General features: G+C 60.8%; 19 protein-coding genes and 1 tRNA gene. 10 read left to right on the plus strand and 10 right to left on the minus strand.

Going from position 1 to position 22242, the window contains the following annotated elements; genetic code table 11:
* Nucleotides 1–192 precede the first annotated feature (192 nt).
* The 3 genes from HDE79_RS07520 to HDE79_RS07530 all read left to right on the plus strand — a co-directional run bounded on the left by HDE79_RS07520 (nt 193) and on the right by HDE79_RS07530 (nt 2978).
* Complete coding sequence (locus tag HDE79_RS07520; protein ID WP_255488324.1) at nt 193–648, plus strand: hypothetical protein; 456 nt, start codon at nt 193–195, stop codon at nt 646–648.
* The gene (locus HDE79_RS07525) at nt 645–1880 is read left to right on the plus strand and encodes a family 1 glycosylhydrolase (RefSeq protein ID WP_184601329.1); all 1236 of its coding nucleotides are present in this window, start codon (nt 645–647) and stop codon (nt 1878–1880) included. Before HDE79_RS07520 ends, HDE79_RS07525 begins: the two co-directional genes overlap by 4 nt.
* 84 nt (nt 1881–1964) lie before the next feature.
* Nucleotides 1965–2978, plus strand: coding sequence for an alpha/beta hydrolase (locus tag HDE79_RS07530; protein WP_184601330.1), 1014 nt, complete (start codon nt 1965–1967; stop codon nt 2976–2978).
* Between the two features lie 102 nt (nt 2979–3080).
* Here the strand turns inward: HDE79_RS07530 and HDE79_RS07535 are convergent, their stop codons facing one another.
* From HDE79_RS07535 to HDE79_RS07545, 3 genes are all read right to left on the minus strand, one after another.
* Nucleotides 3081–4016, minus strand: a complete 936-nt coding sequence (locus tag HDE79_RS07535; RefSeq protein WP_184601331.1) for an alpha/beta hydrolase — start codon at nt 4014–4016, stop codon at nt 3081–3083.
* On the minus strand, nt 4013–5638 hold the full coding sequence (locus HDE79_RS07540; protein WP_184601332.1) for an NAD(P)/FAD-dependent oxidoreductase: 1626 nt from the start codon (nt 5636–5638) through the stop codon (nt 4013–4015). The genes HDE79_RS07535 and HDE79_RS07540 overlap by 4 nt, the downstream gene beginning before the upstream one ends.
* A gap of 66 nt (nt 5639–5704) precedes the next feature.
* On the minus strand, nt 5705–6583 hold the full coding sequence (locus tag HDE79_RS07545) for an SDR family NAD(P)-dependent oxidoreductase (RefSeq protein ID WP_184601333.1): 879 nt from the start codon (nt 6581–6583) through the stop codon (nt 5705–5707).
* An 82-nt stretch (nt 6584–6665) separates the two neighbouring features.
* Between HDE79_RS07545 and HDE79_RS07550 the strand changes: the two genes are divergently transcribed.
* The 5 genes from HDE79_RS07550 to HDE79_RS07570 all read left to right on the plus strand — a co-directional run bounded on the left by HDE79_RS07550 (nt 6666) and on the right by HDE79_RS07570 (nt 11633).
* Entirely contained in the window at nt 6666–7367 is a 702-nt protein-coding gene (locus HDE79_RS07550; protein ID WP_184601334.1) for a TetR/AcrR family transcriptional regulator, read from the plus strand.
* A 77-nt stretch (nt 7368–7444) separates the two neighbouring features.
* A complete protein-coding gene (locus tag HDE79_RS07555) occupies nt 7445–9001 on the plus strand; it encodes a CocE/NonD family hydrolase (protein ID WP_221440078.1) in 1557 nt (518 codons plus the stop codon).
* A 214-nt stretch (nt 9002–9215) separates the two neighbouring features.
* Nucleotides 9216–9851, plus strand: coding sequence for a hypothetical protein (locus HDE79_RS07560; RefSeq protein WP_255488325.1), 636 nt, complete (start codon nt 9216–9218; stop codon nt 9849–9851).
* Nucleotides 9852–10104: 253 nt separating this feature from the next.
* A complete protein-coding gene (locus tag HDE79_RS07565; RefSeq protein WP_184601336.1) occupies nt 10105–10383 on the plus strand; it encodes a metallophosphoesterase in 279 nt (92 codons plus the stop codon).
* Entirely contained in the window at nt 10377–11633 is a 1257-nt protein-coding gene (locus HDE79_RS07570; protein ID WP_343205925.1) for an MFS transporter, read from the plus strand. Before HDE79_RS07565 ends, HDE79_RS07570 begins: the two co-directional genes overlap by 7 nt.
* Before the next feature lie 242 nt (nt 11634–11875).
* Here the strand turns inward: HDE79_RS07570 and HDE79_RS07575 are convergent.
* The 7 genes from HDE79_RS07575 to HDE79_RS07605 form a co-directional block, all read right to left on the minus strand.
* Nucleotides 11876–11968: transfer RNA gene (locus tag HDE79_RS07575), tRNA-Ser, on the minus strand.
* A gap of 73 nt (nt 11969–12041) precedes the next feature.
* On the minus strand, nt 12042–12245 hold the full coding sequence (gene csrA / locus HDE79_RS07580; RefSeq protein WP_184601337.1) for a carbon storage regulator CsrA: 204 nt from the start codon (nt 12243–12245) through the stop codon (nt 12042–12044).
* A 273-nt stretch (nt 12246–12518) separates the two neighbouring features.
* The gene (gene alaS / locus HDE79_RS07585; protein WP_184601338.1) at nt 12519–15146 is read right to left on the minus strand and encodes an alanine--tRNA ligase; all 2628 of its coding nucleotides are present in this window, start codon (nt 15144–15146) and stop codon (nt 12519–12521) included.
* An 85-nt stretch (nt 15147–15231) separates the two neighbouring features.
* A complete protein-coding gene (locus tag HDE79_RS07590; RefSeq protein ID WP_184601339.1) occupies nt 15232–15732 on the minus strand; it encodes a regulatory protein RecX in 501 nt (166 codons plus the stop codon).
* A 30-nt stretch (nt 15733–15762) separates the two neighbouring features.
* Entirely contained in the window at nt 15763–16377 is a 615-nt protein-coding gene (locus HDE79_RS07595; RefSeq protein WP_184601628.1) for a short chain dehydrogenase, read from the minus strand.
* A gap of 18 nt (nt 16378–16395) precedes the next feature.
* Nucleotides 16396–17433 carry a recombinase RecA gene (gene recA / locus HDE79_RS07600; protein WP_184601340.1) on the minus strand — a complete coding sequence of 346 codons (1038 nt, stop codon included), beginning with the start codon at nt 17431–17433 and terminating at the stop codon, nt 16396–16398.
* Nucleotides 17434–17586: 153 nt separating this feature from the next.
* A complete protein-coding gene (locus HDE79_RS07605; RefSeq protein WP_184601341.1) occupies nt 17587–18084 on the minus strand; it encodes a CinA family protein in 498 nt (165 codons plus the stop codon).
* A 208-nt stretch (nt 18085–18292) separates the two neighbouring features.
* On the opposite strand from HDE79_RS07605, the gene HDE79_RS07610 reads away from it, so the two are divergent.
* Nucleotides 18293–19399 (plus strand): calcium:proton antiporter, encoded by a 1107-nt coding sequence (locus HDE79_RS07610; protein ID WP_184601342.1) that lies wholly within the window; start codon nt 18293–18295, stop codon nt 19397–19399.
* A 150-nt stretch (nt 19400–19549) separates the two neighbouring features.
* The gene (mutS, locus tag HDE79_RS07615) at nt 19550–22225 is read left to right on the plus strand and encodes a DNA mismatch repair protein MutS (protein WP_184601343.1); all 2676 of its coding nucleotides are present in this window, start codon (nt 19550–19552) and stop codon (nt 22223–22225) included.
* Nucleotides 22226–22242: the final 17 nt, after the last annotated feature.

A 22242-nucleotide genomic window follows, 5' to 3' on the forward strand; every position in this document is an offset into this window, starting at 1 on the left:
GTGCCTACCGCAGTGCCAGTGCGACGACCGCAAGCCCAGCGCAGCGCAGACACGCAGGCCAAGCTCATCGCAGCTGCCATCACTTGCCTGCATCGCGTGGGTTACAGCGCGACGACGGTCACCATGGTTGCAGACGAAGCCAGAGTCAGCCGCGGAGCGATGTCTCATCAGTACCCGGCCAAGACCGATCTGATGCTGGCCGTGGTGGAAGCGGTGTTCGAGGCCGACGCGCAGTATTACCGCCAAACGGTGGATGTCCGTACACCGAAGCAGTGGGTGATTGACCTTCCCGAAATGGTGTGGGAAGCGATTAGCCGCCCGTCGGGAACTGCGGTGATGGAGATCATGCTTGCCTCGCGCTCAGACAACGAGCTGGCCGACAAGCTGAGCGTCATGCAACAAAATATTGATGCCCGATCGCATGAATGGATCGTCGAGCGCCTGGTCGCCGCCGGCCTCAGCGATCGTCCGAATGGCGAAGCTGTTCATCGTCTGTTCGTGGCGGCGATACGCGGATTATCGATGGAAGCACTGTTTCGGCGCGATCGGGCCGACAGCAAAAAATCGCTTGCCGTGCTCGGTGAACTCATTGGCCTGCTTTATCCAATTGCTGAAGCCAAACCATTGAAGAAAGGCAAGCAGCGTTGACCAGTGCACCGACCGGGCGCGCCGCGCCCAAAGACTTTTTGTGGGGCGTGGCGATTTCGGCGCACCAAAGCGAAGGCAACAATGTCGACTCCGACATCTGGCTGGCCGAGAACGTCAAGCCGACGTTGTTTGTCGAACCTTCGGGCAACGCGTGCGACAGCTATCACCGTTTTGCCGAAGACATCGCGATGGCCGCTGATCTCGGCTTCAACTGCTACCGATTCGGCATCGAGTGGGCACGCATCGAACCGGAGCCGGGCAAATTTTCAATGGTCGAACTCGACCACTATTCGCGCATGCTGGATCAGTGCCTTCAGCGCGGCCTGGCGCCGATGGTGACATACAACCATTTTTCGGTACCGCTGTGGTTTGCCATGCGCGGCGGCTTCGAAGTCGCCGATGGCGCAGATCTGTTCGCGCGATTTGCCGAAAAGGCTACCGAACGACTGGGCGATCGCATCGCTGCTGCAACGACATTCAATGAGGCGAACGTTCAACGCCTGCTAGCCCTGCTGCGCACTGCCGACGCAAAACACGACATCGACGCCATGCTGGCTGCTTGCGTCGAGCGGTGTGGCTCGGCGCGTTTTTCATCGTTGGTGTTTACCGATTTCGAAAAGACCGAATCGGTGCTACTGGATGCGCATCGCAAGGCGATGGCAGCGATCAAGTCAGGTCCCGGGAATTTCCCCGTCGGCGTGTCGCTGACGATGCAGGATGTGCAAGGTGTTGGCTGGCTAAACTTGGCAAAGATTGTCGCCAACAAGCTTTACGGCCCATGGCTCGACGAGGCGAAAAACGCCGACTTCATCGGCGTGCAGACCTATACCCGCGTGAAGATCGGCTTGCGTGGTCGGATCGATCCGCCCGCCGATGCCGAGATGACGGCGGCAGGCTATGAGTTCTATCCGCAAGCGCTGGGTGGCACGATACGGCTCGCGGCAGCGCGCACCGGCAAACCCGTGTACGTGACGGAAAGCGGCATCGCCACCAACGATGATTCCCGCCGTATCGCTTATATCGACGCAGCGCTGGCCGAAGTTCGACAGTGCATCGACGAAGGCATCGATGTGCGCAGTTTCATCCAGTGGTCACTACTGGACAACTTCGAATGGACAGCCGGTTACAGCCAGCATTTCGGGCTAGTCGAGGTCGACCTTGAAACCTTCAAACGAACGCCCAAGCCCAGCGCTTTTCATCTGGGCTCGATCGCGCGTGCTGGAAATATCTAGGCTGCACTGACGTAACAGCTTTCAGACGCCCGCCTCGGCCACTTCCACTCGCGAGTAGCCGTCTAGCCGAACTACGGAGTCAATATGTCCGAAACCAGCCATGGCACTGACACCACACCATTGCGGTTCCATCTGCCTTCCACCGTGTCGGCTCAATGGACCGAAGCTTTCGGCCGTTTGGTCGCCGAGGTAATGAAAGCCGGCGGCCCCCAAGCGCAGCCGCTAAGCAACGATCCCGATCTGTGGGCCTCCTACAACGACCGGAGCAACGCGTTCAGCGAGAGCTTGGCTGCGCCGGTTCTGGCGCGACTGGGAACCCGAACCATCAGCCATGTGCTGGGCTGTGTACCAGTCCTGGAATACGTTCCGCGAATACGGCAGCCGCACGATGCGCGAGTGATCTATATCCACGGCGGCGGTTTCACGGGAGGCTCTTCGACGGCAAATGCCGTAGCTCCCGCGGTGATCGCGGATCTGCTCGGTGAATCGGTGCTATCGATCGACTATACGGTGACGCCTGGCGGTCGGTTCGACACGATAACTGACGAAGTTGTCGCGGTTTTCGATGCCTTGGCCAGCGCTGGGACACCTGCAGACAAAACTGTTCTCTATGGCGACTCTGCCGGCGGCTGTCTTGCCGTGGCCTCGACACTCAAACTGCGCGATCAAGGCAAGCCGATGCCAGCTGCCGTTGCGCTGTGGTCGCCATGTGTGGACCTACGCTTTGAAGGTGACACGATACGCACCCTGCTCGACGTCGATTTCTTTGATATGGAACGCCTGGCCTTCGCCATCGATATGTATGCCGGGCCCGATGATCTGGAACATCCCTACGCATCGCCGATCCATGGTGACTTTAGTGGTGGGTTCCCTCCCACCCTGATTCAGGCAGGGACACGCGAAATACTGCTCAGCGATTCTGTGCGTCTCTACCAGGCGATGGATGTTGCTGGCTGTGCTGTAAAACTGGACATCTATGAGGGCATGCCCCACGTGCATCAGGCTTGGCCAACGGCTACGGAGACGCCCGAGGCCGTGCTTGCCTGCCAAAAGACGGCGCAGTTCCTGCAGAGCTGGCTGAAGCGTTCAGCCACGTGACTCGTGTGGCAGAAGAATGGGGGACTATTTGAATGGCTGAGCAATCTACCTATGCCGAATTGTCAGCGTCGGTAGAGTCAAATGTTGTGGTGGTGCCTTTATTCACCCGTTCGCGATCGCGAGCAGCCAGTCGGCCGTCATTGCCGGTGCAGTGACCGGCAACATATGACCACCGTCCACCAGTTTCAGCGTGGCGTGTGGAATTTTCTGCTGGAGCGCCTCGCCGTGTCGCTGGTAGTTGAGCACCCGATCCTGCCGGCCGTACAGCACATCGATCGGCAGGCGCAGTGTCGCGTACCGGCGCTCCATTGTCGGCATGTCAGCGGAGATCGCGAGCATATCGGTTGATGCAGCATAGAAGCTGCGCGGCCTCAGTCCCAGCAGACCACCGCCTTTAACGCGGAAATCCTTCGGCACCGGTTCCGGCCCAAACACGACTTCCAGCACCTTGGCCCCTGTCTTGATCGACAGCGGTATGGCCAGAGTGTGCGATATCACGCGACGCATCAGCGCCGATGGAATGGCCAGACCGCGAAAGGCTGCGGGTGGGTCAGTTTCCGCGTGCGTCAGCGGGGCGATCAACGCCAGTCGCGACACGGACTGCGGATGGTTCAATGCAACGGCCAGCGCAAGCGCACCGCCCAGTGAATGCCCAACGAGCATGGGCTTGTCTAGCTTCAACGCGTCGATAAAGCCAGCCACGGTCGCTGCTTGCGAAAAGATGGCTGCGGACGACTGCGCGCCACGCGTCGAATAGCCTGCGCCCGGTCGGTCGATAAGAATGACGCGATGCGAGCGTGCCAACTCCTGCATTGGCAAATAGGCAAAGTTGAGCAGCTGTCCTGCCAGGCCGTGCACGATGACGATGGCCGGTCCACTGCCCTGCTCGACGTAATGAATGCGATCCCCACCAATGTCGACAAACTTGCCCTGCGGCGGCAGTGCCTTTTCCACCTTATTTGCAACGTAGGAAGAAAAGACCGCGAGCCCGGCAATCACAATGATCAACAAAACGATGATCGAAAGAACGATGGTCACAAGCTTGCCCTCGTTTTTGCCGGGGTCTGCTCTTCTGCAACGTAGGCTGCATCACTACCCGCGGGCTGGGCCACTTTACGCCGCTCGAAACGCATCGCCCCATCCTCCAGCTTGCCGAAGCGGAAAGCGGCCAGGTCAAACGCGTAATTCTGATGATAGATCCAGGGCTTGTGCAGGCCCTGCCTTGGCAACGATGCTGCCGCACGCTGGATGTATCCTGACGTCAGATCAACCGCCGGCTGCGTACCTACGTCCTGGTTGTCCAGTACGGGCACGCAGGTGTCATAGCCATTCGTCTGCATATGCTGCAACAGACGCGCAACATACTTGGCCACCAGCTCGGCCTTCAGCGTCCATGAAGCGTTGGTATAACCAAATGTCGAAGCGAGGTTCGGCACGCCGCTGGACATCATGCCCTTGTACGACACGGTGTCGCCAAGATTTATCGGCCTGCCGTCAACCGTGATATTTGCGCCGCCGAGTAGCTTCAACTTCAGGCCTGTCGCAGTAACGATAATGTCGGCATCCAGCAGCTCACCGCTGCGCAGGCGCAGCCCGGTGCTCGTGAACGACTCGATTTCATCCGTAACGATCGATGCCTTGCCGGCGCGTATCGCCTTGAACAAATCGCCATTGGGCACAATACACAGCCGCTGATCCCACGGCTTGTATCGCGGCGTCAGATGTTTGCCGATATCGAAGTCGGGACCGAGCTGCTTGGCCGCCATCTTGAGGATCGCCTTCTTGGCTGCTTCGGGTTTGCGGCGCGCATAGTTGTAGAGATACATGCTGAGCAACACGTTCTTGGTGCGAACAAGCCGATGTGCGATCGTCGATGGAAACCATCCACGCAGTTTGTCGGCAATCACGTCACGTGATGGCAATGCAAAAATATAGGTAGGCGAACGCTGCAGCATGGTGACGTGCTTTGCCGTAACGGCCATCGTCGGCACCAGGGTCACCGCTGTCGCGCCGCTGCCGACCACCACCACGCGTTTGTCCGCATAAGCCAGACCGGCAGGCCATTGCTGGGGATGCACGATCTGTCCCGCAAACTGGTCCATGCCTGGCCACTGCGGAGCGTGGCCCTGATCGTAATCGTAATAACCACTGCACATATGGAGAAAGCTGCAAGTGTAGCGCCGACGTTCGACGTGACCATCGGCGCTGCGCTCGACCTGCACGCTCCAGCGCGCAAGCGATGAATCCCAGTCGGCGCCGATCACCTTGTGTTCGAACTGTATCGTCTTGTCGATTCCGAACTCGCGCGTCGTATCTTTGACGTAGTCCAGAATGCTCTGGCCATCGGCGATGGCCTTGTCGCCCTGCCATGGGCGAAAGCTGAAGCCCAAAGTGTACATATCCGAGTCCGAGCGGATGCCGGGGTAGCGGAACAGGTCCCACGTGCCCCCGAGGCTCGACCTGCTCTCCAAGATGGCAAAGCGCGTCGATGGCAGCCGATCACGCAAATGGTAGGCCGCCGCGATACCGGACAAGCCTGCTCCGACGATCAGCACGTCGTAGTCGACGTCAGTGTTTGGCTGTGCGTGCGCGAAACCATGCTGAGCAGTCGCTGGCAAGGCGTTGCTGGCGGATGCGTTGAATTCGGTAATCGATGTCATGCGATCGTCCATTGCTGATGGTGGCGTACTTCCGGCTTTTGGACGTCCATACGCAAAGCGAAGATTTCAACCAGCCTTTTGAGTGTCTGTACTGTTTTTGCCGCCACCGCCAAGCATCTCGCGGGCGCGCCGAAGCACCACCAGCTGATAGGCCGAACCAAGCAGGCGTATGACTTTGTCGAGTACCCACGCATCCTTGCCCACCAACACGCGGCGCGCGTTGCGTTCGACGCCGGCGAGGATCTGCAGTGCGGCGGCATCAGGCGTAGTGACGTTGATCAGGCGATTGGCGCGGCGGCGGTGCGTCTCTTCGTCCTGCCCGGTCGCATCGACAATCTGCTGGTCGATCCGCGACGAGTTCACGATATTGGTGGCGACACCACCAGGGTGGATGCTGGTCGCGCTGACCGGCGCACCTTCCAGTTCCAGCTCCATCCGCAGCGCTTCGGTGTAACCACGCACGGCAAACTTGCTGGCGTTGTAGGTGCTTTGCGTCGGCATCGCCATCAGGCCGAACAGGCTGGACAAGTTGATCACATGGCCTTCGCCGGAGGCGCGCAGGTAGGGCAGAAACGCCTGCGTGCCATGCACCACCCCCCAGAAATTGATGCCCATGATCCATTCGAAATCTTCAATCGATGCCGTAGCGGCCGACGCCGTATGCGCAACGCCGGCGTTGTTGAAAATCAGGTTGATCTTGCCGTGTGCTTCATTTGACTGCTTGGCCCAGCTGAATACGGCCGCGCGGTCGGACACGTCCAGCGTCTGAGTGGTGACCTTCACCGTGTGAGCGGCGCACATCGCGGCGGTCTGCTTGAGGCCGTCTTCGTTGCGATCACTGAGTGCCAACCCGCAACCTCGTTTGGCCAGCTCGACCGCGAGACTGCGTCCCATGCCGGATGCGGCACCGGTAATCGCGGCGACCTTGCCTTTGAAGTTGCGCATTGCAGTTACCTCAATAGCCAAGAAATTCTGGTGTTACTTATCACCACTTTAAATTTTGTATTTTCTGCTGTCAAATGCGTTTATGAAGAAAAAGACAGAGACCGTCGCCACTGGCCGCGCTTACGGCGGCATTGCACACGAAGATCGGGCCGCCGAACGACGCGATGCATTGATCCAGGCGGCCACCCAGGTGTTCGGCACCGTGGGCTTTCGCAAGGCGACCGTAAGATCGATCTGCCAGCAAGCCAAGTTGAACGATCGCTATTTCTACGCCGCGTTCGACAGCGCGGATCATCTGCTGCGCGTCACCTACGAGCACCACGCCCAACGGCTGCATGCTTCACTGCAACAAGTGATACAAAAGCAGGGCGAGAAGCTTGAGGCAAAGGTGGCTGCCGGGCTACGGGTGTTCTTTTTGTTCCTGCGCGATCCCTGTGCGGCGCGCGTGCTGATGCTTGAAGTCATGGGCGTCAGCGCGGAAACCGACGCCACTTATCAACGCAACATTTTCGAGTTTGCCAGGCAGATTATTTCTTTCGTCGATAAAGCGACGCAGGATGCACTGGGCGATCACGATGATCAGCGCATCGTGGGTTTTGCGCTGGTCGGCGCCATGATCAATGCGGGTACCGCGTGGTTGCTGTCCGACTATCGTGACTCGGAGGAGAAAATGGTGCACAACTGCAGCCAGGTATTGCTGGGCACCTATGCCTACGCCGTCAAGCAGGCGCGTCAGTCAACACGATCTGCCAGATCGACATCTGCTACTCGAACGAAACGCTAATCCACAGAACCCGCATGCTGATTGATCGCCTTCTGAGACTGCCGCCGCGAACCTCGCGCAGCGTTCGGCATCGTGACGTGGCTTTCACCATGCGTGACGGCGTGACTCTGCTAGGCGATATCTACCTGCCCGCCAAGCCATCCGGCGAGCCGACGGTGCTGCTGCGCTCACCCTATGGACGTCACAGCGTTATCGCACTGCTCGCCCAAGCCTTCGCGAATCGCGGCTATATCGCCGTGATTCAAAGCTGTCGGGGAACGTTCGGCTCAGGCGGTCAGTTCAATCCGTTTTTCCAGGAAGCCGACGACGGTATCGACACGGTGGAATGGATCGAGAAGCAGCCGTGGTTTTCGGGCAAGCTCGGCCTGCACGGCGGCAGTTACATGGGCCAGGTGCAATGGGCGATCGCCGCCGAACTAGGCGACCGCCTCTCCGCGATTTCGACCGTGGTAACGACAAGTGATTTCCAGGAAGCGATCCACGACGGCGGTGGATTTCGCCTGCAGGACCTGCTGGTCTGGGCACGTAAGCTCGATCAACAGGAGAGCGGCCAAGGCTTGCGCAACGCGCTGAAGCAGCGCGTGTTTGGCGATCCCCTGAATCGCATCTATCACGAACTACCGGTCGAGACGCTGGACGTCAAGGCGCTGGGAAAACGCATCGACTTCTGGCGCGAATGGACAACGCGCGATCCTGACGACGTCTTCTGGGAACCGATCCGTTTTACCAAGACGATTGACCGCATCAAGGCACCGATGAGCATGGTCACCGGTTGGTCCGATTTTTTCTTCACCTACCAGATGCGCGATTTCAGGCTGTTGCGCGCACAGGGAAGCACGGCGCGCATCAGTGTCGGTCAATGGACGCACGGCAGTCCCGGCATGATGGGCGAAAGCCTGCGCGATGCGCTGGAGTGGTTCGACATCCATCTCAAGGGCAAACCGCCAGCTCGCACCCAGGATCTCAATCGCGTGAAGTTCTGGGTCAACGGGCCGAACGAATGGCGCGAAGCAAAGACGTGGCCACCTGGAAATAACGTGGCGACGCGCCTTGCGCTCAGCGCGGACGGCCAACTTAGCGATGGCGTCATCACGCCTGGCGTGCGATCGTTCACTTACGATCCATCCGATCCCACGCCAAGCCTTGCCGGACCCACGCTTGCCAATGCAAAGGGGCGCGGCAACGTGCGTTCTCTCAGCAGGCGAAAAGACGTGCTGACATTCGATGGCCCCACTCTCGATCAGCCGATAGAGATCATTGGCGATGTCATCGTTACCCTGACGACATCAGCCAGCCGCCCGCATCACGATCTCTTTGTCTGCCTGTGCGATGTCGATCCACGCGGCCGCACGATAAACATCACGGATGGCTACGCCAGGCTTCGCCCATCTTCGCCACCTGATGCGAGCCCACGAACGAGCGTGCTTAAGGCGTTTCCCACGGCGTGGCGAGTACCCCGCGGCCATCACCTTCGTCTGCTGGTGACAGGTGGCGCGTTTCCTCGATTTTCGCGTAACAGGGGCATCGATTCGAAGGATAGCGATGGCAGCGCGATGACCCCTGTCGAAATCACCCTGCACTGCGAATCCACAGCGGCCTGCACGGTGGAATTCTCCACTGTTGCTCAGGATTAGGCAGCGGAGCACATAGTCGGCCGAGGCCAACGTATCGCGTCGATGCGCAGCCATACGCGTTGTTTGCGGACGTGATGGCTAAGTACGCATTCCCTGCACAATTCCTGCGAATTCGAAGGCCATAGTGGGCTTTGCCGGATGAGTCCACGCCTCTTCGATGTTCTCGTGAGCGCGCCTCCCGAGCCTTATCCCACGTACCCACGGAGTGAACCGTATGCGCCACCTTGATCCCGATTACCTGCCAAAAACCGTTGGCACCCTCGACCGCTTTGTCCTCAATCCAAAGGCCGATATCGATGGCCTGCTGCTGAACGATGGCACCGAGATCCACACGCCACCCCATCTCTCCGCGCAGTTGCTCAAGGAGCTGGAACCCGGCGCAAAGCTCACCGTATACGGTGTGAAAACGCGCGACAGCGATTTGATCGTCGCCGTTGCCATCGACGCGGCGAACGGCAAACACATCGTCGATGATGGCCCCAGCCCGAAACACGAGAAGCTAGGCAAACCGCCGCACAAGTCCGGCGTGCCCACCAAGTCGATGACGCATAGCGGCGTGATCCAACGCCTGCTGCATGGCCCCAAGGGCAATGCCCATGGAGCACTGTTGGACGACGGCACCGTGATCCGTTTCCCGCCACACAGTGCCGAGCACTTCGCTGATCTTCTGGTGATCGACGCACCTCTGAGCGTTCGCGGCCACGCCCTGACGACAAGGCAGGGCACCGTCGTCGATGCCAAGGCCATGGGCAAGGACACGGCCACGCTGATCGACACACCCAGGCCGCCCGAGCACCTCGAGAAGAAACCCAGGAAAGGTCCAAACAAGGTTCATGCGACTCACCACTGACGGAAAATTGATCCTCCTCGTGGCATAGAGGTCACGCGGGAGCGCTGTTTTCGAAATCAATTTGAGGTGATTGCCAGCTTGCCGGCAGATTCGGCAAGCCGATGACGGCCGACCTCTTCGAGGAAACACCATGCAGTTGACCGACACCGAACCACTGACGATCTATACGCCCACACGTCATGGAGCGATGACTCGCTGGCGCCACGCATCCGATCCTGCACCGTGTGCTCAACGAACGGACGAGGATTAAGCCTTGCTGACCTGGGCTCACTGCGGTGATCTGCACGTCAGCCATGAGGACGAGTACATCAGCATTCCCCGCCTGGAAACATTGGTGCGTGAAGCGAACCGCTATCTCAACGACAGCGTGGGTTTCATTTTCCTTCCTGGCGACAATGCCAACAATGGCGTGGCGGAACAGTACTGTCGTTTCGGCGACATGCTGAGCGATCTCACACTACCCGTGCGCGCCATACCGGGCGATCACGATTTTGAACCCGGTACGCTCGACGCCTTTTACCAAAAGTGGTGAGCGCCAAACCGCCACAGAAAATTCCTGGCCGGCGTGCGCTGGAATCACTGAATTTTTTCATGGCGGATGTACAGGCCGGTATCGGTCCGTTTCTCGGTGTTTTCCTGCAGGGCAAAGGTTGGGGCACGGGTGCCATCGGTTCGGTGATGACCATCGGCGGCATCGCCGGCATGCTCGCCACCGGTCCGGCCGGAGCGCTGGTGGATGCATCGCGCAGCAAGCGGGCACTGGTCGTCATCAGCAGCATATTCACCGTGCTGGCTTCCGCGCTGCTCTGGTTCTCACCCTCCTACGCGATGGTAGCCGCTTCGCAAATTGCCACCGCGGTGGCCGGCGCCGCCCTGGGTCCGGCCCTTGCGGGCATCACGTTAGGCATGGTGCGTCAGGTCGGTTTCGACCGGCAGTTTGGCCGCAATCAGGTCGCCAATCACGCGGGTAACGTGATCGGCGCAAGCCTGTCCGGCTTCCTCGGCTGGAAATTCGGCTTCGCCGCGGTCTTTTTCCTGGCCGGCCTGTTCGCCGTACTCGCCATCATCAGCGTGCTGCTCATTCCACGTAAATCGATCAACAATCGCCATGCACGAGGACTGGAAGGCGACGACGAGGATGGCGATAAAGCCTCCGGTTTCAGCGTGCTTTTCACCAATCGGCCACTGCTGATCCTGGCCGGCGCGCTGGCCTTTTTTCATCTGGGCAATGCGGCCATGCTGCCGTTGTATGGACTGGCAGTCGTCGCAGCGCACGAGGGAAATCCGGCCATTTTTACCGCCAAAACGATTGTCGTGGCTCAACTGGTTATGGTGGTCACGTCGATGTTCGCCATCCGCATGATGCGAACGCGCGGGCACTGGTGGGTGATCCTGCTGACATTTCTCGCGTTGCCGCTGCGTGGGCTGATCGCCGCCATGGTGATCAAGAGCTGGGGCGTGTGGCCAGTACAGGCGCTTGATGGCATTGGGGCCGGCCTGCAGAGCGTAGCCGTTCCTGCGCTGGTCGCGCGCCTCATGCAAGGTACCGGCCACGTCAACGTCGGCCAAGGCGCGGTAATGACCGTGCAGGGACTCGGCGCAGCGTTGAGCCCGGCGCTGGGCGGCCTGATCGCACAGATGTTCGGCTATCGCGCGGCGTTTCTTTTACTCGGAGCCATTGCGCTCGGATCCTTGACGCTCTGGCTTGGATTCGCACGCTTGCTGAAGCCCGCCTGCGGCAGCTCAGCTGACGGCCGTACAGCAGCAGCCGGTGGCATCTGATCCATGGGGATCAGACAGGACACAGAGACCGGATCAGTAAGTTCCACCGGCAACGCAGTTCGCGCCAAATGCGCTCGAAACCAATCTGGAGTGCCAATTGGCGGGCCCCGCACTTTGCAATTCTTTACCAATTACTGGAATTCAGGGGCAGCCCGCTTTTCTCCAAAACAAGGCTGGTTCGCAAAGTTGGGGCACCAAAAAAACTAAGGGTCAGAGAATGATTCTCTGACCCTTAGACTGTTTGGCGGAGAGAGAGGGATTCGAACCCTCGATAAGGCTTTTGACCCTATACTCCCTTAGCAGGGGAGCCCCTTCGGCCACTCGGGCATCTCTCCAAATTTCTCCGCATTGCTGCAGAGCCGGCAAGGATACCGATCGGTGCGATCAAGGTAAAGCTTTGATCGTCAATCAGCTCTCGGCGGCTTCGTCAGATGCGCTATCTGTTCCGTTTTCGCCTTTGATGCGCTGATAGATTTCTTCGCGATGCACTGCGACGGTCTTGGGGGCATTGATGCCTATGCGCACCTGATTGCCCTTGACGCCCAGAACGGTGACGGTCACCTCGTCGCCGATCATCAGGGTTTCGCCGACCCTGCGGGTCAGAATCAACATGGTTGTAACTCCATAAATGTTTGGTCATGGGCCTGTGGATTGAGGGCGCCTCACCCCTGAGCCTCCATCCATCCACAGTTCGACGATTGATCCATCGAAGGCCCTTCCGCCTTCCCGGCTCACAGCCCTGACACTGGTTAGCTGTCATGACTGGTGACTCTACCGTTGCCCCGGCAGCGTACACATTGCGTTGATACTAGCCGAGCGCCGCCCCCCCGCGCAATGCGTCTGAACGATGACAAGGAGCGCGGCACGCCGCAACTCAGCGCCGGCTTACTGGCTCGAAATCCACGCAGGCAAGGCGGCCAGGAGTGCAGGCAACTGGGGCGTATCCGAACCGCCGCCTTGCGCCATGTCCGGCCGACCGCCACCCTTGCCGTCAATCTGCCCAGCAATATGGGCAACGACACTACCAGCCTTGATCCTGCCCAGCGCATTGCCATGCACACCGGCAATCAGCGATACGCGTCCATCGGCCGCGCCCGCTAGCAACACCACGCAGTCGCCGAGCTGCTGCTTGAGTTGATCGACACCGTCGCGCAACGACTTGGCGTCGAGACCTTCCAGCCGTGCCGCAACCACCTTGATGCCATCAACGTCCTGAGCCGTACCGGCAAGATCCGCGATGGCCGAGCCAGCCGACTTGCTGCGCAACGACTCCAGCTCGCGCTCGAGCTTTTTCTGGCGATCGAAAATCTGCCGCAATTTTTCGATCGCATCGTCACCGCTGCTCGAAAGCAGGTGCGACAGTTCACCGAGGCGACGCTCTTCATCCGTCACGTAGGCCAAGGCGCCATCGCCAGTCACCGCTTCGATACGACGCACGCCAGAAGCCACGCCGGCCTCGCTGACGATCTTGAACAGGCCAATGTCACCGGTGCGGCTGACATGCGTACCGCCGCATAATTCGGTGGAAAAATCGCCCATCTTCAGCACGCGCACTTCGGCACCGTATTTCTCGCCGAACAGGGCCATGGCACCAAACTCGATTGCCTCGTCATAAGCCATGTTATGGATTTCGGCGGCGGCGTTACGGCGCACTTCGGCATTCACCATCGCCTCGACCGTAGCCAGTTCCTCGCGGCTCATCGGCTTGAAGTGCGAGAAGTCAAAGCGCAGGCGCTCAGCCGCGACGAGCGAACCTTTCTGGGTGACGTGATCGCCCAACACCTTGCGCAAGGCCGCGTGCAGCAGATGGGTGGCCGAATGATTGAGCACGATCGATTGACGACGTACTGCATTGACGCTGGCCTCGACCACATCACCGGTACGCAGGGGCTGTGCGCCGTGCCAGCGGCCAGCGTGACCAAAGAACACGCCGCCCATCTTCAGCGTATCGCGCACATCGAGCCGGCCGGCGGTATTGATCAGCTCCCCGGTATCGCCCACCTGCCCGCCTGACTCGGCATAGAACGGTGTGCGATCGAGAATCAGCAAGCCCTCCTCACCCTCGCCAAGCTCGCTGACCTGCTTGCCGTCACGGACGATGCCGACGACCTTGCTGGCCTCGCTGTACAAGGCGTCATAGCCGAGAAAGACCGTGGGCTTCAGCTGGCTCGCCATATCTGCCGGCATGAGGCCCTTGGCCTCGAAACGACCGGCAGCGCGGGCTCGCTCGCGCTGCTCGTTCATGGCCTTGTCGAAGCCCTCCATGTCCACTTCCAGGCCGCGCTCACGCGCGATGTCGGCGGTGAGGTCGACCGGAAAACCGTAGGTGTCATAGAGACGAAACGCGTCGGCGCCAGGGATGGTTTTGCCGGATTTACCCGCCACATCGTCGAACACGCGCATGCCATGTTCCAGCGTTTCGCCAAAGCGCTGTTCCTCGGTGCGCAAGGCGTCCTCGACAAATGCCTGTTTCGCGGCAAGCTCGGGATACGCCTCGCCCATTTCCTCGACCAGCGGCTGCACCATCTTCCAGAAGAAATCGCCACGCACGCCAAGCATCCAGCCATGGCGCAGCGCGCGACGGATGATCCGGCGCAGCACATAGCCACGGCCTTCGTTGGACGGCAGCACACCATCAACGATCAGGAACGAACAGGCACGGATGTGATCGGCGATCACACGCAACGACTTGTTGCCCAGGTCGCTGGTGCCGGTGAATTTGCCGGCTTCAGCGATCAGATGCGCGAACAGGTCGATCTCGTAGTTGGAGTGCACGTGCTGCAGCACGGCAGCCAGACGCTCCAGGCCCATGCCGGTATCCACACAAGGCGCTGGCAGCGGGCTCAGCGTGCCGTCAGGCGCGCGATCGAACTGCATGAACACCAGGTTCCAAATTTCGATGTAGCGATCGCCGTCTTCATCCGGAGAACCGGGCGGGCCACCAGCGATATCGGCGCCGTGATCGAAAAAGATTTCCGTGCACGGACCACACGGGCCGGTGTCGGCCATCTGCCAGAAGTTGTCCGACGCGAACGGTGCGCCTTTATTGTCATCAATGCGCACAATGCGCTCGGCCGGTACGCCGATCTGCGTGTTCCAGATATCGAAGGCCTCGTCGTCGGTTTGATAGACAGTGACCCACAGCTTGTCGGCCGGCAGCTTGAACACACCGGTCAGCAGCTCCCACGCGTAATGGATCGCGTCGCGCTTGAAATAGTCGCCGAACGACCAGTTGCCCAGCATCTCGAAGAATGTGTGGTGGCGCGCGGTATAACCCACGGCATCCAGATCGTTGTGCTTGCCGCCGGCACGCAGGCAACGCTGCACGTCGGCCGCACGCACATAACCAGGCTTCTCGCTGCCGAGAAACACGTTCTTGAACTGCACCATGCCCGAGTTGGTGAACAGCAGCGTCGGGTCGCTGGCTGGCACCAGCGAGCTGGACGGCACGATGGTGTGACCCTTGGAGCGAAAGTAGTCGAGAAAGGTCGAGCGGATTTCGGAGGTTTTCATGCGGATCGTAATAGCCATCGGTCAGGAGGCCACGCCCCGGTCGAACCACGCGATGAACCCCTGCACCATCGCTGGATGATGGATCTCAGGGGCTGTCGTCGGCGGCTTCGTCCACGTCGGCGTGGGTAACACTCCGTACTGTGGAGCCGTCAAAGCCCCGGCGCAAGAGGAACTGCGCCCGTTTGGCACGTTCAGTAGGGTCGGATACGCCCACACTGCCGTAGCGGCGGCGCAATTGGGATGAGGCCGAAGCGACCCAGTCGACCTCGGCGTCGTTCAACAATTCACGGATCCGGGCATCGCTGAGCCCGTGACTCTTGAGCTCCACGCGCAGCCGCATCGGACCATAACCCTGGGCAATACGGCTGCGCAGCAGCACTTCGCCGAAGCGGTCGTCGTCTTGATATTGCTGCTCACCGAGGCGATCAATCGCCTCGGTGGTTTCCTCGCCTTCGTAGCCGCCCTGACGCAATTTGGTTTTCAGCTCGCGCTTCGAATGCTCGCGCCGCGCCAACAGGCCCAGCGCCTTGTCATAGGCACTGCGCTTGGGCTTGGCGGGATCATCGGAGCCGGGACGGCGTTTCATGGATATCGGATGCGGAAGTCGACCGCCAGTTCAAAAAACCTTGTAGATCTGGCCGGTCTGCGCACCCTCGACGCTGCGACTGAAGGCCAGCGCAGCGCGTGCTGCCGGCACCGGTTCGAAACCGCGAAAGTACGGCGCATAGGCACCCATTGCCTCGGTCAGCACGTTCGGGCTCACTACGTTAATGCGCAGGCCGCGTGGCAGCTCGATCGCCGCTGCCCGCACGAAGCTTTCCACTGCACCGTTGATCATGCTGGCCGAACTGCCCTGCACGATTGGCTGCTCGCTGGTGATACCGGTAGTCAAGGTGATCGAGCCACCATCACGCAGATGTTCGCGCGCCGCCAGTGCAAGGTTTACCTGCCCGAGCAGCTTGTCGGCAATGCCCAGCGTGTGCAGTGAATTCCCGTACGCCGCTGGCAAAAAATCCGCCAGCGGCGCAAATGTCACTTGACCGGCCGCACAGACCACCGCATCCAGCACACCGGCCTGGTTGAGTCCAAGACGGATACTGTCGACGTCCGTGAGATCCATGCGCAACTCTCCCGAATGTCGACCCGCGCCGATCACCTCATGCCGCTGTGCCAGCTCCGCGGCCACCGCCCGACCCAGCGTGCCGGAAGCGCCGACCAGCAGAATGCGCAGCCGACGCTCCGCCACGGATCAGACCTCTTCCAGCGCGTCTTCGGCAATGACCGGCGCCGGCTTGCCGACCGGCACCAGCAACCGCTCACGCAGCAAGGTATCGATTTCGTTGGTCATGGCGGGATTATCGCGCAAGAACTGGCGCACGTTTTCCTTGCCCTGGCCGATGCGGTCGCCCTTGTAGCTGTACCAGGCACCGGACTTGTCGATCAGGTTCTGTGCCACGCCAAGCTCGATGATCTCGCCTTCGCGCGAGGTGCCTTCGCCGTAGAGGATTTCGAACTCGGCCTGACGGAACGGCGGCGCCACCTTGTTCTTGACGACCTTGACGCGGGTTTCCGAACCGATGATCTCGTCACCGCGCTTCACCGCGCCGATGCGGCGGATATCCAGGCGCACTGAAGCATAGAACTTCAGCGCGTTACCGCCGGTGGTGGTTTCCGGGCTACCGAACATCACGCCGATCTTCATGCGGATCTGGTTGATGAAGATCACCAGCGTGCCGGACTTCTTGATGTTGGCGGTGAGCTTGCGCAGCGCCTGGCTCATCAGGCGAGCGTGCAGGCCGACGTGGGAGTCGCCCATCTCGCCCTCGATTTCCGCCTTGGGCGTCAGTGCGGCGACCGAGTCGACCACCACCATGTCGACCGCGCCCGAGCGCACCAGCATGTCGGCGATTTCCAGCGCCTGCTCGCCGGTATCCGGCTGCGATACCAGCAGGTCGTCGACCTTGACGCCCAGCTTTTCGGCGTAGGTCGGGTCGAGCGCGTGCTCGGCGTCGATAAAGGCAGCGGTACCACCGGCGCGCTGGCAGCTGGCGATGGCCTGCAGGGTCATGGTGGTTTTACCCGACGACTCCGGTCCGTAGATTTCGACCACGCGGCCGCGCGGCAGGCCACCGACGCCGAGGGCAATATCCAGGCCCAGCGAGCCGGTGGACACGGTTTCAATGGCCTCGTTGACGCGATCGCCCATGCGCATGATCGCGCCCTTGCCGAACTGCTTTTCGATCTGGCCTAGGGCGGAGGTCAGTGCCTTGCGCTTGTTGTCATCCATCGTCTTGAATTCCGGTTGGGCTGAAAGGTTTGTCTGAGAACTGGGTAGCATCATGCCCGGAGCGGGTCTCACGGGCTGCGATCACGCGAATATCGATTCGCTACCGTCGAAGTATCCCATACCGGTCAAGCTGATCAGGCGGGCTGCGTCGCTTTAATCCGTCAGGGTTTTGCGCAAACCGATGAGCGCGGCGGCCACGGTCTGCCGTCGCACGGCCTCGCGGTCGCCTGGAAAGTGGAACAACTGCGCGCGACCGTAGCCGCCACGCCGCTTCCAGCTGATCCAGACCGTGCCGACCGGTTTTTCCACCGTGCCGCCGGATGGCCCGGCGATACCGGTCACCGCCACCGCCACGCCCGCACCGAAGCGGGCCAGCGCGCCGGAGACCATTTCCAGTACAGTTTCCTCGCTGACCGCGCCGGTGCGCTCCAGCGTGCGCGGATTGACCCCCAACAGGGATTCCTTGGCCTGGTAGCTATAGGTCACCACGCCCGTGTCGAACCAGGTCGAGCTGCCCGGCAGATCAGTCAGCGTCTTGGCGATCCAGCCGCCGGTGCACGACTCGGCGGTTACCAGCATCAGCTTGTGCGCCATCACGATGGCTGCCACTTCCTGGGCCAGCTCATTCAGATGCCTATCGGAAAAATCCATCGCTGAACTCGCCATCGTTGAACTCGATCTGCACAGAGGCGCGAATTATGCCATGGCGTCTCACAGCGCCCTTCGGCACATCGTGTTTGACCCGTGCAATGGAATATCACGCAAGGCGAGAGCTCGCAGCGCATCTATCGCATAAACTCGACGGCATCATTCCGCCGCCCCTTGGGCATGGATTCCCATCGTCGTCCGGAGCAACACCATGAAAGTTTTCATTCGCCCGACCATCGCCTGGCTTTCCGTCGCCCTGTTTCTGGTGTTCGGCGCAGGCTGGATGAGCGCACTGGCCAGTCCAGCAGTGAGCATAGGCCTGTTCGCATGGCTGTTCCTGGTGATCATCTGGGTGGCTTTCGGCGTGGTACACGAGGCTGAGGAACTGGCTGAGATGCTGGGCGAGCCGTTCGGCACCTTGATCCTCACCTTGTCGATCGTGCTGATCGAGGTGGCGCTGATCTCCGCCGTGATGATCAGTGCGCAGGATGCCTCCACGCTGGCGCGCGACACGATGTTCGCCGTGCTGATGATCGTGCTGAACGGTGTGGTCGGGCTGGGGCTGTTGATCGGCGGTGCACGCCATCACGAACAGTCCTACAACCTGCAGGGCGCGTCGGCTTACCTGGCGGTGGTCATACCGCTGTCGACGATTGCGCTGGTGCTGCCGAAGTTCACTGCATCCACGTCCGACAGCACGCTCACTTCGCTGCAAGCGACAGCTTTTTCGGCGTTGACGATTGGTCTCTACGGCATCTTTTTATGGCTGCAGACAGGCCGACACAAGGGGTTTTTTGTGGAGCCTGCCAATAGCGACGAGCCCGTCGTCATCGAGGCTCAGGCTGTATCGCCACCGCTTTCCAGGCGCAAGCTGATCGGACACGTGGTCATGCTGCTGGTCAATATTCTGCCTATCGTCATTCTCTCCAAAAGCCTGGCCAAGGTGCTGGATCACGGCATCGCCGCGATGGGTGCGCCCCCAGCCCTGGGTGGCGTGGTGATTGCCATGCTGGTGTTCACACCGGAAGGTATTTCCGCGCTGATCGCCATCCGCAGAAACCAGCTGACGCGAGCGATCAATCTTTGCCTGGGCGGGGCGACTTCGACGGTAGGGTTGACGGTTCCCGCGGTGCTGATCATCGGGCTGATTACCGGGCAGAAAGTCGTTCTGGGCCTACCTCCCGCGAGCATCGTGCTGCTGGCGGCCACCCTGATTCTGAGCGGACTGACTTTTTCAGGCTCGCGCACCACGATGCTGGAAGGGGCGGTTCACCTGTCGCTCTTCGCGGTCTTCCTGGTGCTGGTTTTCAGCCCTTGAAAGTCCGTGATTGGCAATAGACGCCAACGCCAGCATGGGTAGGAACGAAGAACAGCTCCATGCGAAACTGATGGACTTGAATCCGTTTTGCTTCACGCGCAAAACCGCCGCCCGCTCCGTTCGACACGACCACGCCAAGACCTGCACCGCATGACCCAAGACGATCTTTCACAGCACACCCCGTTCATGCGCCAGTATCTGGGTGCCAAGGCGGCGCATCCGGATGTGCTGCTGTTTTTCCGAATGGGCGATTTCTACGAGCTTTTTTTCGACGATGCGCGCAAGGCGGCGCGGCTGCTGGATATCACCCTGACTCAGCGGGGACAGTCGGGCGGCGCGCCGATTCCGATGGCTGGCGTGCCCTACCACGCGGCGGAAAATTATCTGGCGCGACTGGTGCGGTTGGGCGAATCGGTGGCGATCTGTGAGCAGATCGGCGATCCGGCGCTAGCCAAGGGCATCGTCGAGCGCAAGGTGGTGCGCATCGTCACACCCGGCACGGTAACCGACGCCGCACTGCTGGAGGAACGTCGGGACAATCTGCTGCTGGCGATCGCCGGCGGTACACGCGACAACTACGGGCTGGCCTGGGTCGATCTGACCAGCGGCCGCTTTCTGCTCAGCGAAGTGCCCAACGCCGAAGCGCTGGCGGCCGAACTGGCGCGATTGCAACCCGCCGAGACGCTGGTCGACGAAAACATCGCCTGGCCGAAATTCGTCAGCGGCCTGCCCGGCTTGCGCAAGCGGCCGCCATGGCATTTCGATATCGACACGGCCACGCGCGAACTCAACCGCTTTTTCGGCACGCGCGACCTCGGCGGCTTCGGCGCACGGGATTTGCCGTTGGCCATCGCCGCCGCAGGCTGCCTGCTCGGCTATGTCGAGGAAACCCAGAAAAGTGCGCTGCCGCATCTCTCGGGCATGGCGGTGGAAAGCGCCAGCGAGACGATTGCGATGGATGCCGCCACGCGGCGCAATCTGGAAATCGATACACACCCCAGTGGCCGCACCGAGCACACGCTGCTGGGTGTGCTCGATGAAACGGTGACGCCGATGGGTGCGCGTCTGCTGCGCCGCTGGCTCAACCGACCGCTGCGCTCGCGCGACGTACTACGCCTTCGCCACCAGGCCATCGGCACCTTGATCGACGCTCGCCGTTACGAATCGCTGCGCGAGCAGCTGCGTGGCATCGGCGATCTGGAACGCATTCTCGCCCGCGTGGCGCTGCGCTCGGCGCGGCCACGCGACCTTTCCACGTTGCGCGACGGGCTGGCGGCTGCGCCTAGTATTAGTGCGCTCATCCATGAGCGCGAAGATCAAGAAGCGGCCATCCATGGCCGCACTCCTCGAGAAGCGTCGCCCTTGCTGGGTTCCCTCGCGGAGCGCATCGGCGACCATGCCGACATCGCCGACTTGCTGGCGCGCGCCGTGGTCGCGCAGCCACCCGTATTGCAGCGCGACGGCGGCGTCATTGCCGACGGCTACGACGGGGAACTGGACGAACTTCGCCGGCTGTCGACGCATGCCGATCAGTACCTGGTTGAACTCGAAGAGCGCGAAAAAGCCGCCAGTGGTATCACCACGCTGAAGGTCGGTTACAACCGCGTGCATGGTTACTACATCGAGATCACCAAGGCGCAGGCCGACAAGGCGCCGACGCATTACACGCGTCGGCAGACCACCAAAAACGCCGAACGCTACATTACCGAAGAGCTGAAAAATTTCGAGGACAAGGTGCTCTCCGCGAAAGAGCGCTCACTCATGCGTGAGCGTGCCCTGTACGAAGCGCTGCTCGACACACTCACCGGACAGCTCGAACCGCTGAAATCCGCCGCCACCGCGATGGCTGAACTCGACGTACTGGCCACGTTGGCCGAACGCGCCGAAGCGCTGGACTGGAGCGCGCCCGAACTCACCGACGAACCCGGCATAGCGATCGAGCGTGGCCGTCATCCGGTGGTGGAAAAGGTTCGCGACGAGCCGTTCGAGCCGAACGACCTGATTCTTGATGACGTGGCAGGTCGCGGCGGTCGCCGCATGCTGGTGATCACCGGCCCGAACATGGGCGGCAAATCGACCTATATGCGCCAGAACGCGCTGATCGTGCTGCTCGCCCACATCGGCAGCTATGTGCCGGCCAAGCAGGCGGTGATCGGCCCGATCGACCGCATCTTCACCCGCATCGGTGCGGGCGACGACCTGTCGCGCGGACAATCCACCTTCATGGTGGAAATGAGCGAAACGGCCAACATCCTGCACAACGCCACCGAGCACAGTCTGGTGCTGATGGACGAAGTCGGTCGCGGCACCAGCACCTACGACGGCCTGTCGTTGGCGCGCGCGGCAGCCGTGCACCTGGCCGCGAGCAGCCGCGCCTACACGCTGTTCGCCACCCATTATTTCGAGCTGACCGAGCTGGCCGGCGAATACACGTCCATCGCCAACGTGCATCTGGACGCCGTGGAATTTCACGATAAGAAGCTGGGCGAACAACTGGTCTTCATGCACGCAGTGAAGGATGGCCCTGCCAACCGCAGCTTCGGCCTGCAGGTGGCTGCCCTGGCCGGCCTGCCGAAATCCGTGATTGCCGATGCGCGGCGTACGCTGGCGGAACTGGAGCGTGGTGGCGCCGATCACGATCCGTCACGCAAGAAGCGTAGCTCCGCCCATTCACCACAGCTGGGTCTTTTCGGTACATCTGCACCAGCCGTGCCAGAGCCCTCGGCGCTCGACCGTGCCATGGCCGATATCGATCCCGATGCGCTGACGCCGCGCGAGGCGCTGGAGGCGCTATACCGACTGAAAGGTCTGCTAACGTCGGGCTGACCGTTTCACCACTTTCG

This window comes from Rhodanobacter sp. MP1X3 (assembly GCF_014207165.1).
Lineage (GTDB): Bacteria > Pseudomonadota > Gammaproteobacteria > Xanthomonadales > Rhodanobacteraceae > Rhodanobacter.